Annotated in this window: 27 protein-coding genes, 1 tRNA gene and 1 other RNA gene; 8 read left to right on the plus strand and 21 right to left on the minus strand. The window is 66.9% G+C overall.

Going from position 1 to position 22216, the window contains the following annotated elements:
* The first annotated feature begins 2 nt into the window (after window positions 1-2).
* Together rsgA and hisN are read left to right on the plus strand one after the other, a co-directional pair.
* Window positions 3-1028 (plus strand): ribosome small subunit-dependent GTPase A, encoded by a 1026-nt coding sequence (gene rsgA, locus ABFX56_RS12540; RefSeq protein WP_346233677.1) that lies wholly within the window; start codon window positions 3-5, stop codon window positions 1026-1028.
* 41 nt (window positions 1029-1069) lie between these two features.
* Window positions 1070-1858, plus strand: a complete 789-nt coding sequence (gene hisN, locus ABFX56_RS12545; RefSeq protein ID WP_346233678.1) for a histidinol-phosphatase — start codon at window positions 1070-1072, stop codon at window positions 1856-1858.
* A gap of 21 nt (window positions 1859-1879) precedes the next feature.
* Here hisN and ABFX56_RS12550 read toward each other — a convergent pair whose 3' ends face one another.
* Genes ABFX56_RS12550 through ABFX56_RS12565 form a run of 4 tightly spaced genes read right to left on the minus strand, consistent with a single transcriptional unit; the run spans window position 1880 to window position 3971 of the window.
* The gene (locus tag ABFX56_RS12550) at window positions 1880-2575 is read right to left on the minus strand and encodes an SOS response-associated peptidase (protein WP_346233679.1); all 696 of its coding nucleotides are present in this window, start codon (window positions 2573-2575) and stop codon (window positions 1880-1882) included.
* Window positions 2576-2604: 29 nt separating this feature from the next.
* Entirely contained in the window at window positions 2605-2976 is a 372-nt protein-coding gene (gene crcB / locus ABFX56_RS12555; RefSeq protein ID WP_428834444.1) for a fluoride efflux transporter CrcB, read from the minus strand.
* Window positions 2973-3419 (minus strand): fluoride efflux transporter FluC, encoded by a 447-nt coding sequence (locus ABFX56_RS12560; protein ID WP_346233680.1) that lies wholly within the window; start codon window positions 3417-3419, stop codon window positions 2973-2975. The genes crcB and ABFX56_RS12560 overlap by 4 nt, the downstream gene beginning before the upstream one ends.
* A gap of 30 nt (window positions 3420-3449) precedes the next feature.
* Window positions 3450-3971, minus strand: a complete 522-nt coding sequence (locus ABFX56_RS12565) for a universal stress protein (protein ID WP_346233681.1) — start codon at window positions 3969-3971, stop codon at window positions 3450-3452.
* A gap of 263 nt (window positions 3972-4234) precedes the next feature.
* Here ABFX56_RS12565 and ABFX56_RS12570 point away from each other — a divergent pair, with 263 nt between their 5' ends.
* Window positions 4235-5827: an MDR family MFS transporter gene (locus tag ABFX56_RS12570; RefSeq protein ID WP_346233682.1), complete on the plus strand. Its 1593-nt coding sequence runs from the start codon at window positions 4235-4237 to the stop codon at window positions 5825-5827.
* 94 nt (window positions 5828-5921) lie between these two features.
* Complete coding sequence (locus ABFX56_RS12575; protein WP_346233683.1) at window positions 5922-6968, plus strand: zinc-dependent alcohol dehydrogenase family protein; 1047 nt, start codon at window positions 5922-5924, stop codon at window positions 6966-6968.
* Between the two features lie 26 nt (window positions 6969-6994).
* Here the strand turns inward: ABFX56_RS12575 and ABFX56_RS12580 are convergent, their stop codons facing one another.
* Window positions 6995-7552, minus strand: coding sequence for a CGNR zinc finger domain-containing protein (locus ABFX56_RS12580; protein WP_346233684.1), 558 nt, complete (start codon window positions 7550-7552; stop codon window positions 6995-6997).
* 74 nt (window positions 7553-7626) lie between these two features.
* On the opposite strand from ABFX56_RS12580, the gene ABFX56_RS12585 reads away from it, so the two are divergent.
* A complete protein-coding gene (locus ABFX56_RS12585) occupies window positions 7627-8631 on the plus strand; it encodes an EamA family transporter (RefSeq protein WP_346233685.1) in 1005 nt (334 codons plus the stop codon).
* Between the two features lie 58 nt (window positions 8632-8689).
* Here the strand turns inward: ABFX56_RS12585 and ssrA are convergent.
* From ssrA to prfB, 5 genes are all read right to left on the minus strand, one after another.
* Window positions 8690-9064: a transfer-messenger RNA gene (gene ssrA, locus ABFX56_RS12590) on the minus strand.
* 124 nt (window positions 9065-9188) lie between these two features.
* Window positions 9189-9665, minus strand: a complete 477-nt coding sequence (gene smpB / locus ABFX56_RS12595) for an SsrA-binding protein SmpB (RefSeq protein WP_346233686.1) — start codon at window positions 9663-9665, stop codon at window positions 9189-9191.
* A gap of 70 nt (window positions 9666-9735) precedes the next feature.
* Window positions 9736-10650 (minus strand): permease-like cell division protein FtsX, encoded by a 915-nt coding sequence (gene ftsX / locus ABFX56_RS12600; protein WP_346233687.1) that lies wholly within the window; start codon window positions 10648-10650, stop codon window positions 9736-9738.
* On the minus strand, window positions 10647-11366 hold the full coding sequence (gene ftsE / locus ABFX56_RS12605) for a cell division ATP-binding protein FtsE (protein ID WP_346233688.1): 720 nt from the start codon (window positions 11364-11366) through the stop codon (window positions 10647-10649). The genes ftsX and ftsE overlap by 4 nt, the downstream gene beginning before the upstream one ends.
* 54 nt (window positions 11367-11420) lie before the next feature.
* Window positions 11421-12527 (minus strand): peptide chain release factor 2, encoded by a 1107-nt coding sequence (gene prfB / locus ABFX56_RS12610; RefSeq protein ID WP_346233689.1) that lies wholly within the window; start codon window positions 12525-12527, stop codon window positions 11421-11423.
* Between the two features lie 162 nt (window positions 12528-12689).
* On the opposite strand from prfB, the gene ABFX56_RS12615 reads away from it, so the two are divergent.
* Window positions 12690-13937, plus strand: a complete 1248-nt coding sequence (locus tag ABFX56_RS12615) for an MFS transporter (protein WP_346233690.1) — start codon at window positions 12690-12692, stop codon at window positions 13935-13937.
* On the opposite strand, the gene ABFX56_RS12620 is transcribed toward ABFX56_RS12615, so the two are convergent.
* From ABFX56_RS12620 to ABFX56_RS12660, 9 genes are all read right to left on the minus strand, one after another.
* The gene (locus ABFX56_RS12620) at window positions 13852-14781 is read right to left on the minus strand and encodes an SDR family oxidoreductase (RefSeq protein ID WP_346233691.1); all 930 of its coding nucleotides are present in this window, start codon (window positions 14779-14781) and stop codon (window positions 13852-13854) included. The genes ABFX56_RS12615 and ABFX56_RS12620 overlap by 86 nt on opposite strands.
* Window positions 14778-15209 (minus strand): nuclear transport factor 2 family protein, encoded by a 432-nt coding sequence (locus ABFX56_RS12625; protein ID WP_346233692.1) that lies wholly within the window; start codon window positions 15207-15209, stop codon window positions 14778-14780. Before ABFX56_RS12625 ends, ABFX56_RS12620 begins: the two co-directional genes overlap by 4 nt.
* Before the next feature lie 217 nt (window positions 15210-15426).
* Entirely contained in the window at window positions 15427-15906 is a 480-nt protein-coding gene (locus ABFX56_RS12630; RefSeq protein ID WP_346233693.1) for a pilus assembly protein TadG-related protein, read from the minus strand.
* Complete coding sequence (locus ABFX56_RS12635) at window positions 15903-16355, minus strand: hypothetical protein (protein WP_346233694.1); 453 nt, start codon at window positions 16353-16355, stop codon at window positions 15903-15905. The genes ABFX56_RS12630 and ABFX56_RS12635 overlap by 4 nt, the downstream gene beginning before the upstream one ends.
* Complete coding sequence (locus ABFX56_RS12640) at window positions 16330-16722, minus strand: TadE/TadG family type IV pilus assembly protein (RefSeq protein WP_346233695.1); 393 nt, start codon at window positions 16720-16722, stop codon at window positions 16330-16332. The genes ABFX56_RS12635 and ABFX56_RS12640 overlap by 26 nt, the downstream gene beginning before the upstream one ends.
* 4 nt (window positions 16723-16726) lie before the next feature.
* A complete protein-coding gene (locus ABFX56_RS12645) occupies window positions 16727-16891 on the minus strand; it encodes a hypothetical protein (RefSeq protein WP_346233696.1) in 165 nt (54 codons plus the stop codon).
* Window positions 16892-16912: 21 nt separating this feature from the next.
* Window positions 16913-17851, minus strand: coding sequence for a type II secretion system F family protein (locus ABFX56_RS12650; protein WP_346233697.1), 939 nt, complete (start codon window positions 17849-17851; stop codon window positions 16913-16915).
* Window positions 17848-18708: a type II secretion system F family protein gene (locus tag ABFX56_RS12655; protein WP_346233698.1), complete on the minus strand. Its 861-nt coding sequence runs from the start codon at window positions 18706-18708 to the stop codon at window positions 17848-17850. The genes ABFX56_RS12650 and ABFX56_RS12655 overlap by 4 nt, the downstream gene beginning before the upstream one ends.
* A complete protein-coding gene (locus ABFX56_RS12660) occupies window positions 18705-19934 on the minus strand; it encodes a TadA family conjugal transfer-associated ATPase (RefSeq protein WP_346233699.1) in 1230 nt (409 codons plus the stop codon). Before ABFX56_RS12660 ends, ABFX56_RS12655 begins: the two co-directional genes overlap by 4 nt.
* A gap of 105 nt (window positions 19935-20039) precedes the next feature.
* Between ABFX56_RS12660 and ABFX56_RS12665 the strand changes: the two genes are divergently transcribed.
* Window positions 20040-20121, plus strand: a tRNA-Leu gene (locus tag ABFX56_RS12665).
* A 109-nt stretch (window positions 20122-20230) separates the two neighbouring features.
* A complete protein-coding gene (locus tag ABFX56_RS12670) occupies window positions 20231-20941 on the plus strand; it encodes a DedA family protein (protein ID WP_346233700.1) in 711 nt (236 codons plus the stop codon).
* 20 nt (window positions 20942-20961) lie between these two features.
* On the opposite strand, the gene ABFX56_RS12675 is transcribed toward ABFX56_RS12670, so the two are convergent.
* Complete coding sequence (locus tag ABFX56_RS12675) at window positions 20962-21528, minus strand: HEAT repeat domain-containing protein (protein ID WP_346233701.1); 567 nt, start codon at window positions 21526-21528, stop codon at window positions 20962-20964.
* Window positions 21529-21539: 11 nt separating this feature from the next.
* Window positions 21540-22214 (minus strand): metal-dependent transcriptional regulator, encoded by a 675-nt coding sequence (locus ABFX56_RS12680; RefSeq protein ID WP_346233702.1) that lies wholly within the window; start codon window positions 22212-22214, stop codon window positions 21540-21542.
* Window positions 22215-22216: the final 2 nt, after the last annotated feature.

Raw genomic sequence — 22216 nt, forward strand, 5'->3', positions numbered from 1 at the left:
CGATGAGCTGGCTCACCGACTCCGGCGAAGACGATGAGGACAAGTACGCCGACTTTCAGGCCAGGGTGCGCCCCAACCCCAAGGGCAATCGGGCGCGCACCAAGATCCGCCCTGGGCACGAGGATGCGGTCACCGGACGGGTGGTGACCGTGGACCGCGGGCGGTACACGGTGTTGGTCGGCGAGCGCACCGAGGCCGAACGCGTCGTCACCGCCTCCCGGGCCAGCGAGTTGCGCAAACATTCGATCGTCACCGGTGACCTGGTCGACATCGTGGGCGACACGTCGGGCGACACGGGATCGCTCTCCCGAATCGTGCGCATTCAGCCGCGCGTGACCGTGCTGCGCCGCAGCGCCGACGACACGGACGAGGTGGAACGCATCATCGTCGCCAATGCCGACCAGATGCTGATCGTCGTCGCCGCCGCCGACCCGCAGCCGAGGCCGCGCCTGGTGGACAGGTACCTCGTCGCCGCGTTCGATGCCGGCATCGCGGCCATTCTCTGCGTGACGAAGACCGATCTGGCGGACCCCACCGAGTTTCTGGCGAACTTCGCCGCGCTCGATCTGACCGTGGTCACCAGCACCCAAGATGCCATCCCGGTCGAGGAGCTTCGTGACCTGCTGGCCGGTCACACCACCGTCGCGGTCGGGCACTCGGGTGTCGGCAAGTCGACACTGGTGAACGCACTGGTGCCGCAGGCGCATCGAGCGATCGGGCGGGTCAACACGGTCACCGGGCGGGGTCGGCACACCTCGTCGTCGACCGTCTCGTACCGGGTGGGCGATGGCTGGATCATCGACACACCGGGGGTGCGGTCGTTCGGGCTCGGCCACGTGAACCCGGACAACATCCTGCGGTCCTTCACCGACCTCGCCGTCATCGCACAAGAGTGCCCACGGGGCTGCACGCACCTGCCTGACTCGCCGGACTGCGCCATCATGGAACGCGCCGAGTCCGGTGACCTGGGCACGATCGGCAAACTCCGCCTCGACTCGCTACAGCGCCTGCTCACCACGCTTGCCTAGCGCCCACCCATCCCCCGCATCCACCCCGCTACCCTTGAGACGTGACCGACCTGCAGCCCGACCTCCAACTCGCGCACCGTTTGGCCGACGCCGCCGACGCCCTCTCGCTGGCGCGATTTCGTGCCGACGACCTGGTGGTCAGCACCAAACCGGACCTGTCACCGGTGACGGATGCCGACAAGGCCGTCGAGCAGGACCTCCGTTCGGCGATCACCCGGGAGCGACCGGGTGACTCGATCCTCGGTGAAGAGTTCGGCACCGTCGGCGAATCCCGCCGACAGTGGATCATCGACCCGATCGACGGCACCAAGAACTACGTTCGCGGAGTGCCGGTGTGGGCAACACTCATCGCCCTCGCCGTCGACGGCGTGCCCCAGGTAGGCGTGGTGAGCGCACCGGCGCTGGGCAAGCGCTGGTGGGCCGCCAAGGGCAGCGGCGCCTGGATGCGTGACGCCGTCCTCGGTGAAACCGAGCGCAGCATCCGCGTGTCCGCCGTCGCCGACCTGGCCGACGCTTCCGCCAGTTGCAGCGGCCTGAGCCGTTGGGACGGCGCCGGCAAGCTCGAGAGCTATCTGGCGTTGTCCCGCGCGGTGTGGCGCACCCGCGATTACGGCGACATGTGGGCGTACATGATGGTCGCCGAGGGCCTTGTGGATGTCGCGGGCGAGTTGGACCTGCAGGTGTACGACATGGCGGCCCTGGTCCCCATCGTCGAGGAAGCCGGCGGCAGGTTCAGCTCGCTGGACGGTGAACCCGGCCCGTGGCACCACAGTGCCGTGGCGACCAACGGACGCCTGCACGAGGCTGCGCTGGCGATCCTGAATTCCTGAATTTCGCGCGCATCCGCACCGCTACAGCGACTCGATCAGCTCTGGCGCGTTGTTCTTCACACTGTTGACCGCCTTGGACACCGCGTAGTAGCCCAGCTCATGGGCCACCTCGAACGAGGACTCGTCGAGCAGGTGCAGCAGGTCATCGGTGCCCAGGCCGTCGCCGAGCCAGTCATCGTAGGCATCGGCGTCCAGGCACGCCGGCATCCGGTCGTGCACCTCACCGGGGGCGACGTGCGCGTCCCGGGTGATGATGGCCACGGACAACCGCCAGCGCTCCGGATCATCCGCTGCCTTGGTGCGGTCCGGCCACGCGCCCACCACCCCGGCCATCGCGAGATCTGCGCCGGGTTCGTGGATGAAATAGGGCTGTTTGCCGCCCTCCTGCAACTGCCACTCGAAGTAGCCTTTGGCCGGCACGATGCAACGGCGGGACGCGAAGGCGGCCTTGAACATTCCATTGGTCGCCACGGTCTCGATGCGCGCGTTGATGATCGGCTTGCCGCCACCGAAGCTCGACGCGGTCGGGGGCACCAAACCCCAACGCACCAGGTCAACCTCGCGCCGTCCGCCGTGCTCACGCACGATCGGTACCGGATCGGTGGGGGCCACGTTCCACGACGGGCGCCACTCCTGCAGTCGCGCCGTTCCCTCGGCCGCCACGAACTCGGCGATCAGTTCGTCGGTTTCCTTGTCCATCGCGAAGCGTCCGCACATGCGACCACGCTACCCCGGCGCCGTCGGCTTCACAGCGATCCCAGCCACAGCCCCAACGCCGCCGCGAGCACGGAGAACACCAGCATGCCGAGCCCTGTCGCCAGGGCGCTGAAGTACCGTCCGGCCTGAACGAGTCGCACTGTTTCAACGCTCGCCGTGCTGAAGGTCGTGTAGCCGCCGAGGAATCCGCTGCCGACAATGAGGTGCCACTGCTGCGGCAGCCCGTGCGAAATCGCCAGTCCCGTGACCAGCCCGAGCAGCAGCGAACCGGTGACGTTGATCACGGTGGTGCCGAGCGGGTAGGCGGAGCGGATTCTGGCGGAAATGAGTCCATCGAGGACGAGTCGCGCCGCGGCGCCGAGGCCACCTGCCACGGACACCAGAACCACGGTGACGATCACCGCCGGCCGCCCCGACGGGTGGCGACGCGGATGCCCGCGGCGGCGGCCAGCGCGCCGAGGACCACCGTGGTGAGCGCGTACGCGACCGCCAGACCCGCCTGCCCGCTCCTGACCAGGGTGTCCGTGTCGACCGCCAGGGCGCTGTAGGTGGTGAACCCGCCCAGGAAGCCGGTACCGAGCAGGAGTCGGGCGGCACGGCGCGTCCCCTCATCACCGCCGCGGCGTGTCAGAGACGCCAGAAGCACGCCGAGCAGGAACGCTCCGAGGATGTTGACGCCGACCGTCGTCACCGGAACGCTCTGCCAGGAAGGAAGCGCCTCCGTCAGGCCGATACGAGCCGCTGTGCCGAACGTGCCGCCGAGTGCGACCAGGCCGATGTAACGCCAATGCAGGTGCACCGGTCGACGCGCCTGCGGTGAAGCTGGCGCGGGATCGATCGGCACTGTCGTCAATATACACGGCGGCCGGCTCGGCTAAGCGTCCTCCCAGGGCAGCTTCTCCCCGCGCGGCGTCGGCGAGACCGGAATGACCATCACCGGCCGCTTCTGGCGGTGCGCCAGGTGCACCGCCAGCGAACCGCCGAAGAACTCCTGGATGCTGGAGCGCGCACCGTCACGGGTGCCAACGACGATCATCTCGGCATCCAGCGTGTCCGCCAGCTGCGCCAACGCCCGGACCGGTTCCCCGGCCACCGCGTGCACGCTCCACCGCACCGCTTTGTCTCGAAGCAGTTCTTCGATATGCCCCTGGAGTGCTGCGTCGAATTCCGCATCCCCGAGCTCGGGCAGGTCGGGATCGAACGGCAGCGTGACCGGCGACCCGTCGGGATTCTCGCCGACGGTGTAGCGCGACCGGTCCACGCCGACGCAGACCAGTTCCGCACCCAGGGCTGCAGCGAAGTCCGCGGCCCGAAGGAGCACGGCATCCGACTGGTGTGGCACCACGCCCACAACGACCGACTTGGCACGACCCGGCACATCCGCTTGTTCACTCACGCTTGTCCACCCATCCTGGGCCTCCCGCTGTGCCACCGCCGTCGCGATCGAAGGCGGTGTGCCCGCAAGTTTCGCAGATTCCTTCAGGGTTCGGCAGCCCCATCGACCAATACTGCAGTTGTGCATTATTGCAATCTGTGCAATAATATCCATCGTGAGTGTGCCAGATCGGGCACCCAATTCACCGGGCAGTTCCGCCCGAGGCATCCTCGAGCTCCTCGGCAATGCCCCTCACCACTTCCGAGAGGTACTCCACAGACTCAATGACCACCACCCAAATTCGAAGCACCAAGACCCCGGCCCGGGCATCGCACGAAACCAAACGCGGCCTCATTCTCATGTTCGTCGGCCTCATGCTGGCCATGTTCCTTTCGGCCCTGAGTTCGACCGTGCTCAGCGCGGCACTGCCCACCATGGTGGGCGAGCTCAACGGCGTCGACGAGATGCTGTGGGTGATGACCGCCTACATCCTCGCCTCGACCATCATGATGCCCATTTACGGCAAGGTCGGCGACCTGATCGGCCGCAAGGGCCTGCTCATCGGCGCCATCGTCATCTTCATGGCCGGCTCCGTGATCGGCGGCCTCTCCACCAGCATGGGCATGATGATCATCGGCCGTGTCGTGCAGGGCCTCGGCGGCGGCGGACTGATGATCCTCTCCCAGGCGATCATCGCCGACGTGATTCCGGCCCGCGAGCGCGGCAAGTACATGGGCATCATGGGCGCCGTCTTCGCCGTGTCGTCCGTGGCCGGCCCACTGCTCGGCGGCTGGTTCACCGAGGGTCCCGGCTGGCGCTGGACGTTCTGGATGAACATCCCTCTCGGCATCGTCGCGGTATTCGCCGCCGTCAAGTTCCTGCACATCCCGCGGCACGATCACGCAAAGCCGCGCATCGACGTGTGGGGCATGGCGCTCATCGCCGCCACCACGACCTGCCTCGTGCTCGTCGCATCCTGGGGCGGCAATGACTACGCCTGGGACTCCCCGACGATCATCGGCCTCATCGCCGGAACGATCCTCGCCGGGATCGCGTTCGTTCTCGTCGAGCGCAAGACTGCAGAACCGCTGATCCCGATGATGCTGTTCAAGGACCGCAACTTCAACCTCACCACCTCCGCCGGGCTGCTCACCGGTGTGGCCATGTTCGGAGCCGTGGGCTATCTGCCCACCTACCTGCAGATGACCTTCGGGGCGGATGCGACCACCGCGGGGCTACTGATGACCCCGATGATGGGTGCGCTGCTGATCACCTCGGTCGTCACGGGAGCACTAGCGAGCAAGTATGGACGCTACAAGTGGATGCCGATCACCGGCTCGCTGCTGCTAGCCCTCGGGCTCGCGCTGCTCGGCACCCTGACACCGGACACACCGATCTGGGTGTTCTGTTGCTACCTGGCCGTCATGGGCGCCGGACTCGGCACGAGCATGCAGATCCTCGTGCTCGTCGTGCAGAACTCCTTCCACATCAGCCTCGTCGGTACCGCGACCGCATCGAACAACTACTTCCGCCAGATCGGCGCGTCCCTCGGAAGCGCCATCATCGGCAGTTTGTTCGCCTCGCGGTTGATGGACATCCTGACTCAGCGGCTGCCGGGCGGCAGCCACGCGGCCGGCGGCATCACCTCGCTAACCCCCGACGGTGTGCGGGCGCTGCCGCACGCGCTGCGCGACCCGATCCTGCTCGGCTACAACGACGCACTGGTGCCGCTGTTCCTGTACATGGTTCCGCTCGCGTTGCTCGCGTTCGTGCTGCTGTGCTTCCTCAAGGAGGTGCCTCTGGCCACCTCGATCGACCGCAGCCATCCGACGCCGGTGGCCGCCCCTGACGAGGGCGAGCTGCAATCCGCCGGATGAACTTCGTCGGCGTGTCGCACGCGTGCCTCGTTGAGGTGCGCGGCGGGTGATGCCGGATGCTCCAGACTGGGGTCACATCCAGCGAAGGAGCGCCATGCGTGCTGTCCTGTTCCGGGAGTTCGGGGCCCTGCCCGAGCTCGTCGAGGTTCCCGCGCCGCACTGCGCGCCGACAGGCGCCGTCATCCGCGTGCGGGCGACCGGACTGTGCCGCAGCGATTGGCACGGCTGGATGGGCCACGACGACGGGATCGCGCTACCGCACGTGCCCGGCCATGAGCTGGCCGGTGTCATCGAGCAGGTTGGCACGGCGGTGACCAAGTGGAAGGTCGGGGACCGGGTCACCGTGCCGTTCGTCTGCGCGTGCGGTGACTGCGAACAGTGCCAGGGCGGCAACCAGCAGGTGTGCGACCGCCAGGAGCAGCCCGGCTTCACCCAGTGGGGGTCCTTCGCCGAGCAGGTGGCCATCGCGCACGCCGACGTGAACCTCATCGCCCTCCCCGACGCCCAAGACTACGTGTCCGCGGCGGCGCTCGGGTGCCGCTTCGCCACCGCCTACCGCGCCGTGATGACGCAGGGTCGGCTGCGGCCGGGGGAATGGGTGGCCGTGCACGGCTGCGGCGGCGTCGGACTGTCCGCGATCATGATCGCCGTGGCGGCCGGAGCCCGCGTGGTGGGCATCGATGTGTCGCCCGAGGCGCTCGGGCTGGCCCGCGGACTCGGTGCCCTGACCGTGGACGGATCCGGCGACGTCGCATCCGAAGACATCGCATCCGGAGTCCGTGAGCTCACCGGCGGCGGTGCGCACCTGTCGCTGGACGCGTACGGGAGCCGCACCACCTGCGAGAACCCGATTCGGAGCCTGCGCAAGCGCGGTCGGCACGTGCAGGTAGGGCTGATGGTGGGCGACAACGCCATCGCCGGGGTGCCGATGGATCGAGTGATCGCGAACGAACTGGAGATCCGCGGCAGCCACGGCATGGCGGCGCACGAGTATCCCGCGATGCTGGCGACGATCGCCGCCGGCCTGATCGACCCGAGGCTACTGGTCGGCCGCACGATTTCGCTTCAGGAGGCGCCGGAAGCGCTGGCCACGATGAACGCGGGCCGGCACCCGGGGATGACGGTCATCGCGCTGCCGTGACCGTGACCGGCCGCCACCGGTTCCGGCTAGGAGTTGGCCGACTTCCTGGCGCGGTAGGCGATCACATTCATCCGGTTGCCGCAGTTGCCGACGTCGCAGTAGCGCTTCGACCGGTTGCGCGAGAGGTCGACCAGCACGGCGGAGCATCCGTCTGCCGCGCAGCTGCGCAGGCGGTCGAAATCGTCGGTGCGGATGACGTCGATGAACGCCATGGCGGCCTCCACGCGCATCCGGCTCGCCAGCGGGGCGTCCGGCGCGGTCGCGTGCACGTGCCAGTCCCAGTTGCCGTGCCGGGCCAGTTGCGGCAGCGCCCGTTCCTCACGCAGCACCGCGTTCACCAGCTCGGCAGCCTCATCGCGATCGACGTTCCAGTAGCGCCGGAATTCGGTGCGCAGCCCCCGGATCTCCTCGAGTTCCGCGGCGTCGCGGTCCCGGCGGCCCGAATAGTCGTGCTCGTCGAGCAGCGCCTCGAGCTCGTCGATGCTGCTCAGTTCGTCCTCGCCGGAGTTGGATGCGCCGGGCTCGGTGTTGATGAGCGCCGTGGTGAAGGCGAGCATCGCCTCCGTGTCATAGGCAAAGAGCATGTTGACTCCTGACATCCGATTCGCGTAATGTCATCATCGTAACTCTTTTGACTCCTGACATGGAAGCGTGAGCGATGGCCCTCGCAGTCGGCACGAGGCCTGCCCGCCAGACCACCCGCCCCTCCACCCTCGTCCTCGCGGTCGCCTCTGCCGCGGCGTTCGGCACGAGCGGACCGTTCGTCAAGCCGCTGCTGGAGGCGGGGTGGTCCCCGGCCTCCGCGGTCGCGGTGCGAGCCGGCTTCGGCGGCGTGGTCCTCTTGATCCCCGCGCTGATCGCTTTGGCCGGTCGGTTTCGGATGCTGCTGTCGCGCTGGCGGCTCATCGTCACCTATGGAATCGTCGCGGTGGTCGGATCCCAGGTGTTCTACTTCGCCGCCATCGAACGGCTCCCGGTGGGGGTGGCGCTGCTGATCGAGTACACCGCGCCGGTCCTGCTGGTGCTCCTGGCGTGGGCCCGCACCCGGCTCGCCCCGGCCGCGCTGACGATCATCGGCGCGGTGGTGAGCATCGCCGGACTCGTGCTCGTGGTCAAACCCGCGGGGGCCTTCGGCCTCGACATCCTGGGCGTCCTGTTCGCACTCACCGCCGCGGTCTGCGTCGCGGGGTACTTTCTCATCTCGGCCAGGCCCACCGGCGAACTGCCGCCGGTTGTGCTCATCTGCTCCGGCCTGTTCGTGGGCGCGATCGCGCTCGCGATCATCGGTGGCATCGGGCTGGTGCCGTTCACCTTCGCCTTCGAACCGGTGACCCTCCTCGGGGTGCACGGCGTCTGGTGGGTGGTCCCCATGGGTGTTGTCGTCATCGTGGCGACCGCCTTCGCCTATCTCGCCGGCATCCTCTCGGCGGCAAAGCTGGGCTCTCGGGTCGCCTCGTTCATCGGTCTGCTCGAGGTGCTGTTCGCGATCCTGTTCGCCTGGTGGCTGCTCGGCGAGGTGCCGACCCTGATGCAGGGTCTCGGCGGAGCGCTCATCGTGGCGGGCATCGTGCTCGTGAAGATGGAGCGCACGAGCGGTCCATCGACTCGAACGGGTGCCGTTGATGTAGTGCGGAACGATCTGATGGCGCCACCACAGGCGTAGGCATGAGAAAGGCCACCCCGAGCGGGGTGGCCTTTCAACAGTGTGCGATAGCGACCGGTGGTGGAGATGGGGGGAATTGAACCCCCGTCCACTGCTGTGGTCGTGTGTCTTCTACGGGTGTAGCCAGTGCTGGCGTTCCACTCGGCTCCGGAATTTGCCACTGGCACCTAATCCGACAAGCCCAGCCCTGGTGTAAGTCCCTCTATGCCCCAAGGCGGAACATAGAAGCAATCTCTCTAGATAACGCCAGGATCCGGGTAGAGAGCATTCCCGGTCTGACGGACTTCTTTAGTGCGCTCGCTTAGGCAGCGAGGGCGAAGTCAGCGCGGTTAGATTTCGCACTTATTGTTTGCAGAGGTCGTTTACGAGATAACCCTGCATCCTCGACCCGCTTCCCACACTCACTCAGGCAATGTCGAAACCGATCATCCCCATGAAGGTGGTCACTATCACACGCTGTTGAGTTATCAAGCGCAGCCCAAAGGATGCGGCCTTTGAGTATAGAACACCGGGGCGACCGAATCTATGCCTGACGTCGCGCCTTACCCCCTCCGCGGTCAATCGCCGAGGTTGCGGTGCGTTCCCATCGCCCGGGCGGCCTCTCGATTGTCCTGGCGTTCACGTAGTGCCTGACGTTTGTCGTATTCGCGCTTTCCCTTGGCCACCGCCAACTCGACCTTCGCCTTCCCGTCGCTGAAGTACAGCGACAGCGGGACTAACGTGTAACCGCCGCTGGAGATCTTGTTCTGGATCTTCAGGATCTGCGCCTTGTGCAGCAGCATTTTGCGCTTGCGCCGAGGCGGATGGTTGGTCCAGCTGCCGCCGCTGTACTCCGGGATGTGTACGGCATCCAGCCACGCCTCGCCTGCTTCGATGAAGCCGTAGCCGTCGACGAGGGAGGCGCGACCGGCGCGCAACGACTTCACCTCCGTGCCCGTCAAGACCAGGCCCGCCTCGAAGGTGTCCTCGATGGTGTAGTCGTGGCGCGCTTTGCGATTACTGGCCACGACTTTCTGGCCACGATCCCTGGGCACGACGCACTCCTTGGTTGATGACGGCGACCACCCGGGAAAACCGGGCAGCCCATCATTCTAGCCCGCGGGGTCAGACCTTGAGGTACCGGCTGATTGCGATGCTCGCGGAGATCGCAGCCAACGATGCGCCGATCACCAGCAGGACCGGGACCACGATGAGCACATCGTCCAGCCCCACGAACGGCGTGGATTTCAGCATGACCGCGAGGTAGTCCTGCACGAAGAATTTCACGCCGACGAAGACGGCGGCGCCGGCGGCCACCGAGCCGACCAGCGCGGCGATCACCCCCTCGAGGATGAACGGCGTTTGAATGAACCGGTTCGAGGCGCCGACCAGGCGCATGATTCCCAGCTCCCGGCGCCGCGAGAACGCGGACAGCCGGATGGTCATTGCGATGAGCAGCACCGCCGCGATGAGCATGAGTCCTGCGATGCCGATGGCGGTGTAGCTGGCGGCGCCGAGGGCCGAGAAGATCGGCTGCAGGTATTTGCGCTGATCGACGACCTCGTCGACTCCCGGTTTGCCGGACAGGCTCTCGACGAGCACGTCCGACTGGGAAGGGTCCTTGAGGTTGACCCAGTAGGTCTCGGGGAGGAAGTCGGGCGTGACGAAACCGGATGATTTGCTGCCGGCGAACTGCTGCTGGTACTTCGCGTACGCCTGCTCGTGGTTTTCGAACTCGAATCGGGTGATGAGCGGCTTCAGCGGCGCGGATGACAACTGATCCTTGACCTGGGCGATCTGCTCGGCGGTGGCGGCAACGGAGTTGCAGTTGCCACCGTCGGCGACGTCGGTGCACAGGTACACGGCCACCTCGGCGCGGTCGTACCAGTACCCCTTCATCTGGCCGATCTGCAACTGCAGCAGCATCGCCGCGCCGACGAAGGTGAGTGAGATAAACGTGACCAGCACCACCGCGACGACCATCGACAGATTGCGCTTGAGGCCGCCGGCGACCTCGGACATGATCAGGCCGAACCTCACCGGGCGGCTCCTTGCTGCTGCACCGGGAGCGCCTGGGTTTGATAGCCACCGTGACGTTCATCGCGCACCACCCGGCCGTTCACCAGTTCTATGACGCGCCGCTTCATCTGGTCGACGATTCCGGCCTCGTGGGTGGCCATGATCACCGTCGTGCCGTTCGTGTTGATTCGCTCGAGCAGAGCCATGATGCCGGCGCTGGTTGCCGGGTCGAGATTGCCGGTCGGCTCGTCGGCGAGCAGGATGGCTGGCCTGTTCACAATGGCCCGGGCGATGGCCACGCGTTGCTGCTCGCCGCCGGAGAGTTCGGTGGGCAACCTGCTGGACTTGCCGGCCAGACCCACCATCTTCAGCACATCCGGCACCGCCTCTTGGATGAAGCCCTTGCTCTTGCCGATGACCTGCAGTGAGAAGGCGACGTTGGCGAACACCGACTTCTGCGGGAGCAGCCGGAAGTCTTGGAACACGACGCCAATGTTGCGGCGGAAATAGGGCACCTTGCGGCTGCTGAGGCTGCGCAGGTTGCGACCGAGCACGTGAATCTGCCCGGAGGTCGGGTTGTCCTCTTTGAGCACGAGACGCAGAAAACTCGACTTGCCGCTGCCGGATGCGCCGACCAGGAAGACGAACTCCCCGCGGAGGATCTCGACGGTCACCGAACCCAGCGCCGGTCTGGTATTCCGAGCGTAGAGCTTCGTTACTTCATCGAATCGAATCATGACTTCTCGAGCCTAGAGGCCGGGTCCCGAAAGCCTTCAGCGACAGGCCGACGGTTAGCTCTTCGCCTGCTTGCGCCACTTGATGCCCGCGTTGATGAAACCGTCCAGGTCACCGTCGAACACGTTGGACGGGTTGTTCACCTCGTACTCGGTGCGCAAGTCTTTCACCATTTGGTAGGGGGCAAGCACGTAACTGCGCATTTGGTCGCCCCAGCTGGCGGTGATGGTGCCGGCCAGTTCCTTCTTTGTGGCCGCCTCCTGCTCGTGCTGCAGCACGAGCAGCCGCGATTGCAGCACGCGCATCGCCGCCGCCCGGTTCTGGATCTGGCTCTTCTCGTTCTGCATCGACACGACGGTGCCGGTCGGGATGTGCGTGATCCGCACGGCGGAGTCGGTGGTGTTCACCGATTGTCCGCCGGGCCCGGAAGAGCGGAACACGTCCACCCGGATGTCGCCCTCCGGAATGTCGATCGCCTCGGTCTCCTCCATCAGCGGGATGACCTCCACCGCGGCGAAGCTGGTCTGCCGCTTGCCCGCCGAGTTGAACGGGCTCATCCGCACCAGGCGGTGCGTTCCTGCCTCAACGCTGAGCGTGCCGAACGCGTACGGGGCGTCGAGCTCGATGGTGGTGGACTTGATGCCGGCCTCTTCGGCGTAGCTGGTGTCCAGCACTGTGGCCTTGTAGCGGTGCTGTTCCGCCCAGCGTAGGTACATCCGCTGCAGCATCTCCGCGAAGTCGGCGGCGTCCACGCCGCCCGCGCCGGCCCGGATGGTGATCACGGCGGGCCGGGCATCCCATTCGCCGTTGAGCAGGGTCTGGATCTCGAGCTCACCGAGGACTTTCTGCACGCTGGCCAATTCGGTGCGCACCTCGTGCGCGGCGGCCTCGTCGGACTCCTCGTTGGCCAGTTGGGCGAGCACCTCGAGGTCATCCAGACGGTGCTCGATGCTCTCGATCTTCGCCAACTCCGCTTGCCGGTGCGAGAGGTCGCTGGTGATCTTCTGCGCCTTGTCGGTGTCATCCCACAGATCCGGGACGCCCGCCTGCCGGCTCAGTTCGGCGATCTCGGCCTTCAGCCGCTCGACGCCGATGACCGCGCGGATGTCCGCAAAAGTCGCGCGAAGGGCAGCAATCTGCCCCGAAATATCCAGCTCATCCATTTGCTCCAGCCTACTTTGCTCCCGCCCCTCCCCCCGTCCTGACCCGTTTCAAGGACTTTCTGTCGTGACCGGCTCCCTGCATCGGGAAGCAGGGCCCTCGGTGACAGTTTTTCCTTGAAACGGGTTAAGGACGGGGCGGGGACACGGCCCTAGAGTTGACGGGTGACGAGTACGCCCGAGCGGCCTTTCAGCCTGCGTTCGGTGGCGTTGGCCGCGTTTTTGCCCACACTGGTGTTTGCGATCGGCGAGGGTGCGATCATCCCGATCATCCCGGTCGTCGCACACAACCTGGGCGCAACGCTCGCCGTCGCCGGTTTCATCGCGGCGATGATCATGGTCGGCGAACTGCTCGGCGACATCCCCAGCGGCTGGATCGTCAGCCGGATCGGCGAGCGGACCGCGATGATCAGCGCGTCGTTCCTTTCCATCGCCGGGCTGGTCACCGCGATGGTTGCGCCGAACCCGTGGTTGCTGGCATTCGGCATCCTGCTGGTGGGGCTCGCGACCGCCGTGTTCGCGCTGGCCCGGCATGCCTTCATGACCAGTTACGTACCGGTCGCCTACCGGGCCAGGGCGCTGTCCTCGCTCGGTGGCACCTTCCGGTTCGGCTACTTCATCGGCCCGTTCATCAGCGCCGCGGTGATTCACCTCTCCGGCACCTCCCAGTCGGTGTTCTGGATCCACATCGGCGCGTGCCTGGTTGCGGCCGTGATCCTGCTGCTGTTGCCCGACCCGGCGGCGACCTTCGGCACCTCGCGCAGCAGGCCTCACGAGGATGAGAAATTCATCACTCGGCAGGCGAACGGCCTGTTCCACACCATCTGGTCATCCCGCGGCGTGCTCGTGAAGCTCGGCGGCGGCGCGGCACTGATCGGTGCGCTGCGGGCCAGTCGGCAGGTGATCCTGCCGCTGTGGGCGGTGAGCATCGGCATCAGCGACGCGAACACCGCGTTGATCATCGGCGTGGCCGGCGGGGTTGACTTCGCGCTGTTCTATGCCAGCGGGCAGATCATGGACCGATTCGGCCGGATGTGGACCGCCATCCCGTCCATGGTCGGCTTGGGCGCCGGCCACATCGTCCTCGCGTTCACCCATGACGTTCCCGGCCGGGTGGTCTGGTTCATCGGCGTCGCGATCCTGCTCTCGCTGGCCAACGGGATCGGCAGCGGGCTTCTGATGACCCTCGGCGCCGACCTGGCCGACAAGTCCGACCCGGCGCCGTTCCTGGGCGCCTGGCGGTTCACCTCGGATGCCGGCAGTGCCGCCGCTCCCCTGGCGGTCGCCCTCATCACGGCGCTGGCCTCGGTCGCGATCGCCAGCAGCATCATGGGTGCGTTTGGTCTCCTCGGCGCCGGGATCCTCGCGCGGTACCTGCCGCGGTATCTTCCCCGGCCGCCAGCAACTCGGTGATCGAGGTCGATGGGAGCTCCGGATGCGCCAGCCGGAACGCGCCGTCCGCGCTCGGCAGCGGCTCACGGTCCATCACCAGGGCCGCCTTGGCTTGGCGGGCCAACTGCGGTTGCACCCAGCCAAGCGATGCCATCACCTTCAGCATTGCGGGCGGAATGTGACGCGGTGGACCGGTCCTTCCAGCAGTGTCCTGAACGGCCTCGGCCAGCCTGGTGAAGGTCCACCGGTCCGGTCCGGCGATCTCGATCGCACTGCCGCGTAACGACTCGTCGAGAAGCGCGATCGCCACCGCCTGGGCGACGTCGTCCACCGAGACAAACTGAATGGGCTGCTGGCCCTGTCCGAATACCAGCGGCCTGCCGCCGCGCGCCGCCGTCTGTTGCATCAGCTCAATCCACAACTGGGCGAATGCGACGGCGCGCACGATGGTCCACGACGACGAGACGGTGCGCAGGTGCTGCTCGGCGGCGGCCTTCATCCGGGACAGTTCGAGCGGGCTGTCGGGGGCGGCGCCGACAACGGACATCATGACGACGGATGCGCCGGCGTGCTCGGCCGCCTCGACGAGATTGCGGTTGCCGTCCCGATCGACCGACGCCGGAGAGATCCCGCGGTGGCCGACGAACCCGTGCATCGCCGACAGCACCGTGTCCACGCCGTCCATCGCGCTCGTCAGGTCGGCCGCCCGCCTGACGTCGCCGCGCGCGACCTCGACGCCGAGCGGTCGAAGCGGTGCGGCCCGCTCGACATCCCGGGTGAGCACGCGCACCTGGGCCCCGCGCTGCCGGAGCAGTTCGACCACGAGCCGGCCGAGACGACCGGTGCCGCCGGCGACGAGAATCACGAACTCTCCCCCGGCGCCCTGACGAACTGCTCGCGAACCGCCTGATTGATGTCGCCGCCTTCCGTGACCGGTTCCAGGTAGAATCGCGCCCATTGGATCAGGCCGGCCGTGATGCCCAAGATGACGATGCCGGCCATGGCGTGCTCACCGCCGTCCAGACGGGTGCCACGCTGCTCCCACTCGGTCCACACGGTGTCGCCGTCGACCACGGTGCGCACCAGCGTGGAACGCAGGTCCGGCACGAAACGCAGGATCTGTTCCCAGTTCGCTCGCACCTGGTCGCTGCCGGTGAAACTCCGAGACGGGTGGGCGGGGGTCTCGTTACGGTAGTCGGTGGCGAAACACGCCACCATTGCGGCGAGATCGTGCTCGTTGGTGGCGTTCACCAGGCGCTGCACGACATCGAGCGGCGCATCCGTGTCTGCCATGGCTACCTCCCGCGGCAGTGTCGAGACAGCGAAACTGTTTCGAACAGGGCAAGTGTGAACCGCACCAGACGGACTGTCAAGGGTCCGGCACGGTTACGATTCTGAGATCTTTTTCAATCGCCGTTCCCGCTGTTCGTCGACCGGGAGCGATGAGAAGAACACCGCGATTAAGAGAACACCGCGGTCAAGAGAACACCGCGGTCAAGAGAACACCGCGTCAAGAGAACACGGACCGCGCCACCGAGGTGGCGTCGATGCGGATGCCGTCCGGCACCAGCAGGGAGACCAGCGGCGGCCGCCAATACGCGGACAGTTGCACAGTGGCGCTTTCCCCGTCGACGGATTCGGCACGTTCGACCACGAGCTCCTTGAGGCTGTCGCCCGGAATCGTCTGAAGGTACTCGTCGACGGCGGCCGCGACATCGGCCGAGCGCAGAGTCGGGCGCGGCCCTTGCGGGGTCAGCGTGACCGCATCCAGCGCGAACGCCTCGGCGCCGACCAGCGCCGCGCCGTCGGCGACGCCGAGCAGCCGCTTGCGTTCCAGGTAAAGCGACGTGGCGGCCACTACCAGCAGGATGAGCACCAGGGCCACGAAGCCGTAGAAGATGGTGAGCAGCAGCGTGGAGCCGTCCTCGTCACCCAATTGCCAGGCAGTGCCGGGCCTGGGCCGTCCGCGCGCACGGGTTCGTGTCGTCATCCTCCGCTCCAAAATCGTGACACCTGCTCGGTGGCACCGGAGTGCACTGGCACCCCGAGCGGCGTGCCGTCGGTCAGCACGGCCGGCAGCACCGGAAGCGGGACCGTCATGGCCACGGTGATTGTCACCCTGCTCAGGCGGGTCAGGCAGTCGTCGGGGCGCGGTGCGCAACTGACCGCCACCGCCGCGTCGCCGGCATCCAGCCCGTAATCCGCGAGCGCGAAGCGCACCGCCAGCTCGGCCTGCTCCCGCGCTTCCGGAAGGGTGTCGGCTTGCACGAACACGCGCACCGCCTGCCGGGCGGCTCCCTCCACGGCGAACGCCCCACCCTGAATCGCGGCCATGGACAGCACCAGATACACCAGCGGCACCAGCAGGATCAGTCCGGCGGTGATGAACTCGAGCGTCGCGGTGCCGTCGTCCTCACTCCAGCGACTCCACCGCGGCATGGCCCTGTACCTCCATCCCCTGCTCGATGCCGAGAAGCCCGATGAGCGGCAACGGCGCGCGCACGGTGATCACAGCGGCGGCGGTGCCAAGATGGTGTTCGTAGGATGCGTCGATATCGTCGGCGTAACTGGTACCCAGCGCGAGGGTGATCAGGTCCCTGGTGCGTTGCACGCCGTCATCGAGCCCGTTGTCGGCCAGAGCGGCGTAGCGGGCTCCTTCCGCGGCCGCGTCCAGCACGGTGTTGCGAATGAGGAGGGCGAGTCCGAGTTGGATGACGCCCAGCGTGAGCACGGTGAGCAGCGCCCCGACCAGCACGAAGTCGACGGTGGCATCGCCGTCCTGGCCGTGCAGCAGCCGCCGCGGCATGGTGTCAGAATCCGGTCACGCGTTCGATGGCCTGTTGGAACACGTTGCTGAGGGCGGGCCCGGCGAGGCTCCAGATGATGATCACCAGCCCAGCGGTCATCAGGGTGATGAGTACCCACCCGGGGACGTCGCCCCGGTCGTTGCGGAACAGCCGCCTGAATGCGGTCATGGTCGATTCCCTTCCTTGGAGCTAGAAGCCGAACTGCAGCACGAAGATGCCGGGAAAAATCGCGAACACGATGGTGGTCGGCAGGATCAGGAAGACCAGTGGCAGCATCATGGCCACCTCCTTCGTGCCGGCGCTCTCCAGCAGTTGCCGTTTCGCGTCATCGCGTGCGTCCTGCGCCTGGGCGCGCAGCACTTCGGCCAGTGGCGTGCCGCGCTCGAGTGCCCCGGTGATTTGCTCCACACAACGGGTCAACGCCGGCAACCGCACCCCGTCGGCGAGGGCGCTCAAGGAGGACGCGAGCGGTAATCCGGTGTTGACTGCGGTCACCACGCTCGCCAGCTCCGCCGCGAGCTCGCCGCGGCCGACCCGCGCAACTCGGCGCAGCGCGTCGAGGATGCCTTCACCGGCGGAGAGGCTCAGCGTCAAGAATTCCAGCACGGTCGGCAGTTCGCTGGCCATCCGACGGATGCGACCGGCTGCGCGGTGTTGCAAGAGCCGATCCCAGAGCAGGATCCCAGCCAGTCCGCACGCCAGCACGAGTGCGAGTTGCAGCGGGATCGGTTGTTCGTGGACCCGGGAGAGGGCGAAGCCCAGCAGTACGCCAACGCCGACACCACAGATGGCGACCACCAATTGGCGGGACCTGAAGCTCTCGACGGTCTCAGACGACCCGGCCTGCCTCAGCCGCACGCCAACGACGCCGGCGCCGCCGAGCGCCGCCGATAGCAGCGTCCTCCCCCGGGTGAACAGCGGCGAAAACAGTGCGCCGAACAGCGGCAGCGGGTCCACCGCACGGCGGGCAACCAGCGCCCGGGCACCCGCGGAGACATCGACCAGATACGGTGCCACCCGATGCATCAAGCGCGGCCGGCTCAATCTGGGCAGCATGCTCACCAGCGCCCACAGCCCCACACCCAGGGTGATGCCGCAGACCACGCCCCAGGCCGTGATGGAGTTCATTGGAACCACCGCCGCTCCTCCGGCAGCCGACCGAGGGCGAGCATCAGCCGGTAGGCGACGACACTCACGACCAGACCGGCAACGATCACGATGACTCCGGTTGGCGTGTTGTAGGCACTGGCCGCTTCGGTGCGGGTGGACAGCATGAGCAGGATGATCCACGGCGCTGCCACCCCGAGCCGGGCGGCGTTGACGATCCAGGACTGGCGCGCTTCGACCTCGGCGCGCATGGCGACCTCGCTCCGGAGCGATGCGGCCAGGTTGCGCAGCACGGTGGTCAGCTCGGTACCGCCGACCTCGCGGGACATCCGCAGCGTTTCCAGGATGCGATCGGCCACCGGATCGGCCAGCCGCGCCTTCACACCGTCCACGGCGACCTGGAAGTTGCCGGTGGCGACATAGTCGCGCTCGAACGCCGCGAAGTCCTCTCTGGTCGCCTCGGGGCCGAGGCGCGCGAGAGTGGTCACGCTGTCGGGAAGCGATAGCCCGCTGCGCACGGCGGAGACGAGGTGATCGACGGCATCCGGCCAGTTCCCCCGAGTGGCCCGGCGCCGATGCCGCGCCCGCCAATTGACCACCACGGTGGGCATTGTGGCGGCGACCAGACCGGCGGCCGCGGCCAGCGCCACGACCGGAACCAGCGCGAAGGTGGTGGCCGCGCCCACCGCGGCGACGATCAGTGACACCACGACGAGCAGAGGCATGCTGACGAAATGAAGGCCGGCCTGAGCGAGCCTGTCGTGGAAACCGCCGAAGAGTTGCCTGTCGCGGCGGCGGCGGCGTTCGGCGGGCCAGAGCAGCGGTGACAGGGTGAGCACGAGGCCAAGGCCGAGACCGCAGCCCAGCAGCAGAGTCATCCGTTCACCCCGAGAATCGCCGGAAGATCGACGCCGCAGGCCTGGAACTTGGCGGTCTTCACCGGCACCGTCCCTGTCGCCTCGAGGATGCCATGCCGCAGTGCGAAGATCGATCCGGTCTCGATCGCCGATTGGCTGGACCTGCCGGTCGGCGCGGAGATTTCGGCGATGCGGCGGGTGCCGGTGCGTAGCAACTCGCAGTGCACCACGATGTCGATCGCGCTCGCCACGGTGGGCACCACGAAGGCTGAGTCGATGTTCCGGCCGGCCAGCAGCGGAAGCGTGCACAGCTTGGCGAGCGCATCCGACGCGGTATTCGCGTGAATCGAACACATTCCCGGGATACCGCTGTTCAACGCGATCAGCAGATCGAGCGACTCCGCCTCGCGCACTTCGCCGACCACCAGGCGGTCCGGGCGCATCCGGAGCGCTTCCTTGACCAGCCGGCGCAGGGAGATCTCGCCGGTGCCTTCCAGGCTGGGCTGACGGCACTGCATGGCCACGGTGTCGCGGGCGAGCAGGTCGAGCTCGAAGATTTCCTCAACCGTGACGATGCGTTCCTGCGGGCGGGATGCAGACAACAAGGCATTCAGCAGCGTGGTCTTGCCGCTCTGAGTGGCACCGGAGACCAGGATGTTCTGCCCGGACAGCACACAGGCGCGAAGAAACTCGGCGGCGTGAGCGGTGAGCGAGCCCATGTCGACGAGGTGCTGCAACTCCTTGATGCGCTGCGTGAACTTGCGGATGTTGACCGCCCAGTGCTTCTGCGTCACGTCGGGGATGACAACGTGAAGCCGCGATCCGTCGGGCAGCGACGCGTCGACGAACGGGCTCGAGACGTCGACGCGGCGGCCGGTCGATTGCAGCATCCGTTCCACCAGGTCGCGCACGGCGGTGTCCGTCAATTCCACCGCGGTGCGCTCGGCGAGGCCGCCCTTGGCGATGAAGATCTCGGTCGGAGAATTGATCCAGATCTCCTCGACCTCGGGATCGTCGAAGAAACGCTGCAGAGGCCCGAATCCGACGATGCTCGCGACGATGTCCCTCGCGGTTTGGGCTTCGTCGGCGAGCAATGGCACCGAGCCGCCGAGCGCATACTCGCTGTACCGCTGAACCTCATCGTGCACGTACCGGTGCGCCAAGTCGCGGTCGCGGCTCAAATCGACACCGTCCAGGCGCACACGTTCCCGCACGCGGTCGGTGATGATGGCGACGGCTCTGCTCATCGGGCCATCATGCGCCAGAACGAATGGGGGTGGTGCGGGTTATCCACAGGCCGGAGGCGGCGGCCGTTCAACGGTGGGCGGCGATCAAGTAGCCTTGACTCGCTCGCGGGAGTGGTGAAATTGGTATACACGCAGGTTTTAGGTACCTGTGCCGAAAGGCGTGAGGGTTCAAGTCCCTTCTCCCGCACGACAGTAAGTTTTTTGTAGTCCTCTTCGCAGGTGGCGACAGTTACTCTGTGGGAAGCACTGTGTGGTCGAGGCAGCCTCGGCCGAACCCGAATGGAGACAGATCGTACGTGACTGCCACCGCCCTCATCCCCTGGCTTGACCCGGAAACTCTGATCCACGGGTTCGGCCCATACGCGCTGATCGGCGTGTGCGTGATCATTTTCGCCGAGACCGGGCTGCTGATCGGATTCCTGCTGCCGGGCGACACGCTCCTGGTGATCACGGGGCTGTTCGCATTCCACCCCGGCATCGGTGTGGACGTCTGGTGGGCGGCGCTAGCAATCGGGTTCGCCGCATTCCTCGGCGGCGAGGTGGGCTATCTGATCGGGCACAAGGCCGGCCCCCGGATCTTCGAGCAGAAGGAAAGCGGGCTGTTCAGCAAGCACAACGTGGCGCGCACCAACGCGTTCTTCGAGAGGTTCGGGCCGCTAGCCGTAGTTCTGGCGCGGTTCGTCCCGATCCTACGCACCTTCGCACCGGTAGCCGCGGGCGTCGGACACATGAACTACCGCAAGTACTCGCTGTACAACTTCGTCGGCGCCATCCTCTGGGGCATCGGCCTCACCCTGGGCGGGTACCTGTTGGGTTACATCCCGCCGATCGCGGACTTCGTCAAGTCGTACATCGACATCATCCTGCTCGGCGCGGTAGTGCTGACGCTGATCCCCACCATTTACCACTACATCCGTTCCAGCGTGAAGGCCCGCGCGGCCAACCGGAGCGACGCGCGCCAGCTGGCCGACGGTGACGCGGCGCTGAAGCCGGAATCGCTCGACTGACCGCTAGTGCGGACTAACCGCTAGCTGTGCGGTTGTTCGGTGCTCACCGCGTCGGTGCGGGTGGTGAGCGCCGCTAGCGACTGCTGCGCGGCCCGGCGCACTTCCTTGTCCGGATCCCTCAGCATCGCGGTGAGGGCTGCGGCGCTGCTCGCCTCGCCGGCTGTGGCCAGCGCCCGAGCAGAGGCGGCGCGTACCCGGGGCACCGCATCCGTCGTGTGGCGCAGCAGCGCGCCGGCCGCATCCAGTCCGTGCGCCGCGCAGACCCTGGCGCACATTTCCCGCACCCGCCAGGCCTGGTTGTCCAGACCTGCAACGACTGCCTCCGCGGCAGAATCGTCCCAGGCGCTCAACAGTGCCCTGGCCCCCCACAACTCCGGCCAATAGAGTGCAGGCGCACCATCCAGCACGCCCTGGGCGTGGCGGCCGCCGACCCAGAGCAGAAACTCGTCGCCCTCGTTGCGGCCGCGCAGCAGGTTGGCCGCCCGGGTGGCGACGACGGGTTCGCCGAAGCGTCGCACGGCGGCGTGGATGCGCTCGGCCGGGGAGTCGTCGATCGGGACGGAGGTGCTGGGTGCGTTGTCGTTCATCGCTGTCAACGCTAGCGCGACTGCGGAGCACCGCCGGCTTCGGCCACCCAGATGGACGCGGCCGCCTCATCGCCGAGTTCACGTTCTACACCCCCGACGTCGATCGTCATGGAACTGCCGAACGGCATCCGGCGGACGACGGTAAGGCGGGAGTCCACCGTGATCGCCTGCGACTCGAGATAGCGCAGCAGTTCCGGGTTGCGGTCGCTGATGCGCACTACCTGCCCAGTGAACCCGTCCGGAGCGTCGGTGAGTACCACAGCGGCGGGGCGGACGAGCCGCCCACGGGCATCCGGGATCGGGTCGCCGTGCGGATCGCGCTGCGGATGGCCGAGCTTGTCGGCAATGAGGTTCAGCATCCGGTCGGAGACGGCGTGCTCGAGCACTTCCGCCTCGTCGTGCACCTCGTCCCAGTTGTAGCCGAAGGATTCAACGAGCCAGGTTTCGATGAGCCGGTGCCGGCGCACCATCCGCAGCGCCAGGGACCGACCGGCGTCGGTGAGTTCAATGGCCCCGTACGGAATGTGGGTCACCAGGCCGCTCGTGACGAGTTTCTTGACCATCTCGGTCACCGATGAGGCGGCCAGGCCCAGCCGCTCGGCAAGCGCTGACGTGGTGAGCGGCTGATTCTGCCACTCGGTGTGAGAGTAGATGACCTTGACGTAGTCCTCAATGACGCTGTTCACGG

The organism is Parafrigoribacterium mesophilum (assembly GCF_039652555.1).
Classification (GTDB): Bacteria; Actinomycetota; Actinomycetes; order Actinomycetales; family Microbacteriaceae; genus Parafrigoribacterium; species Parafrigoribacterium mesophilum.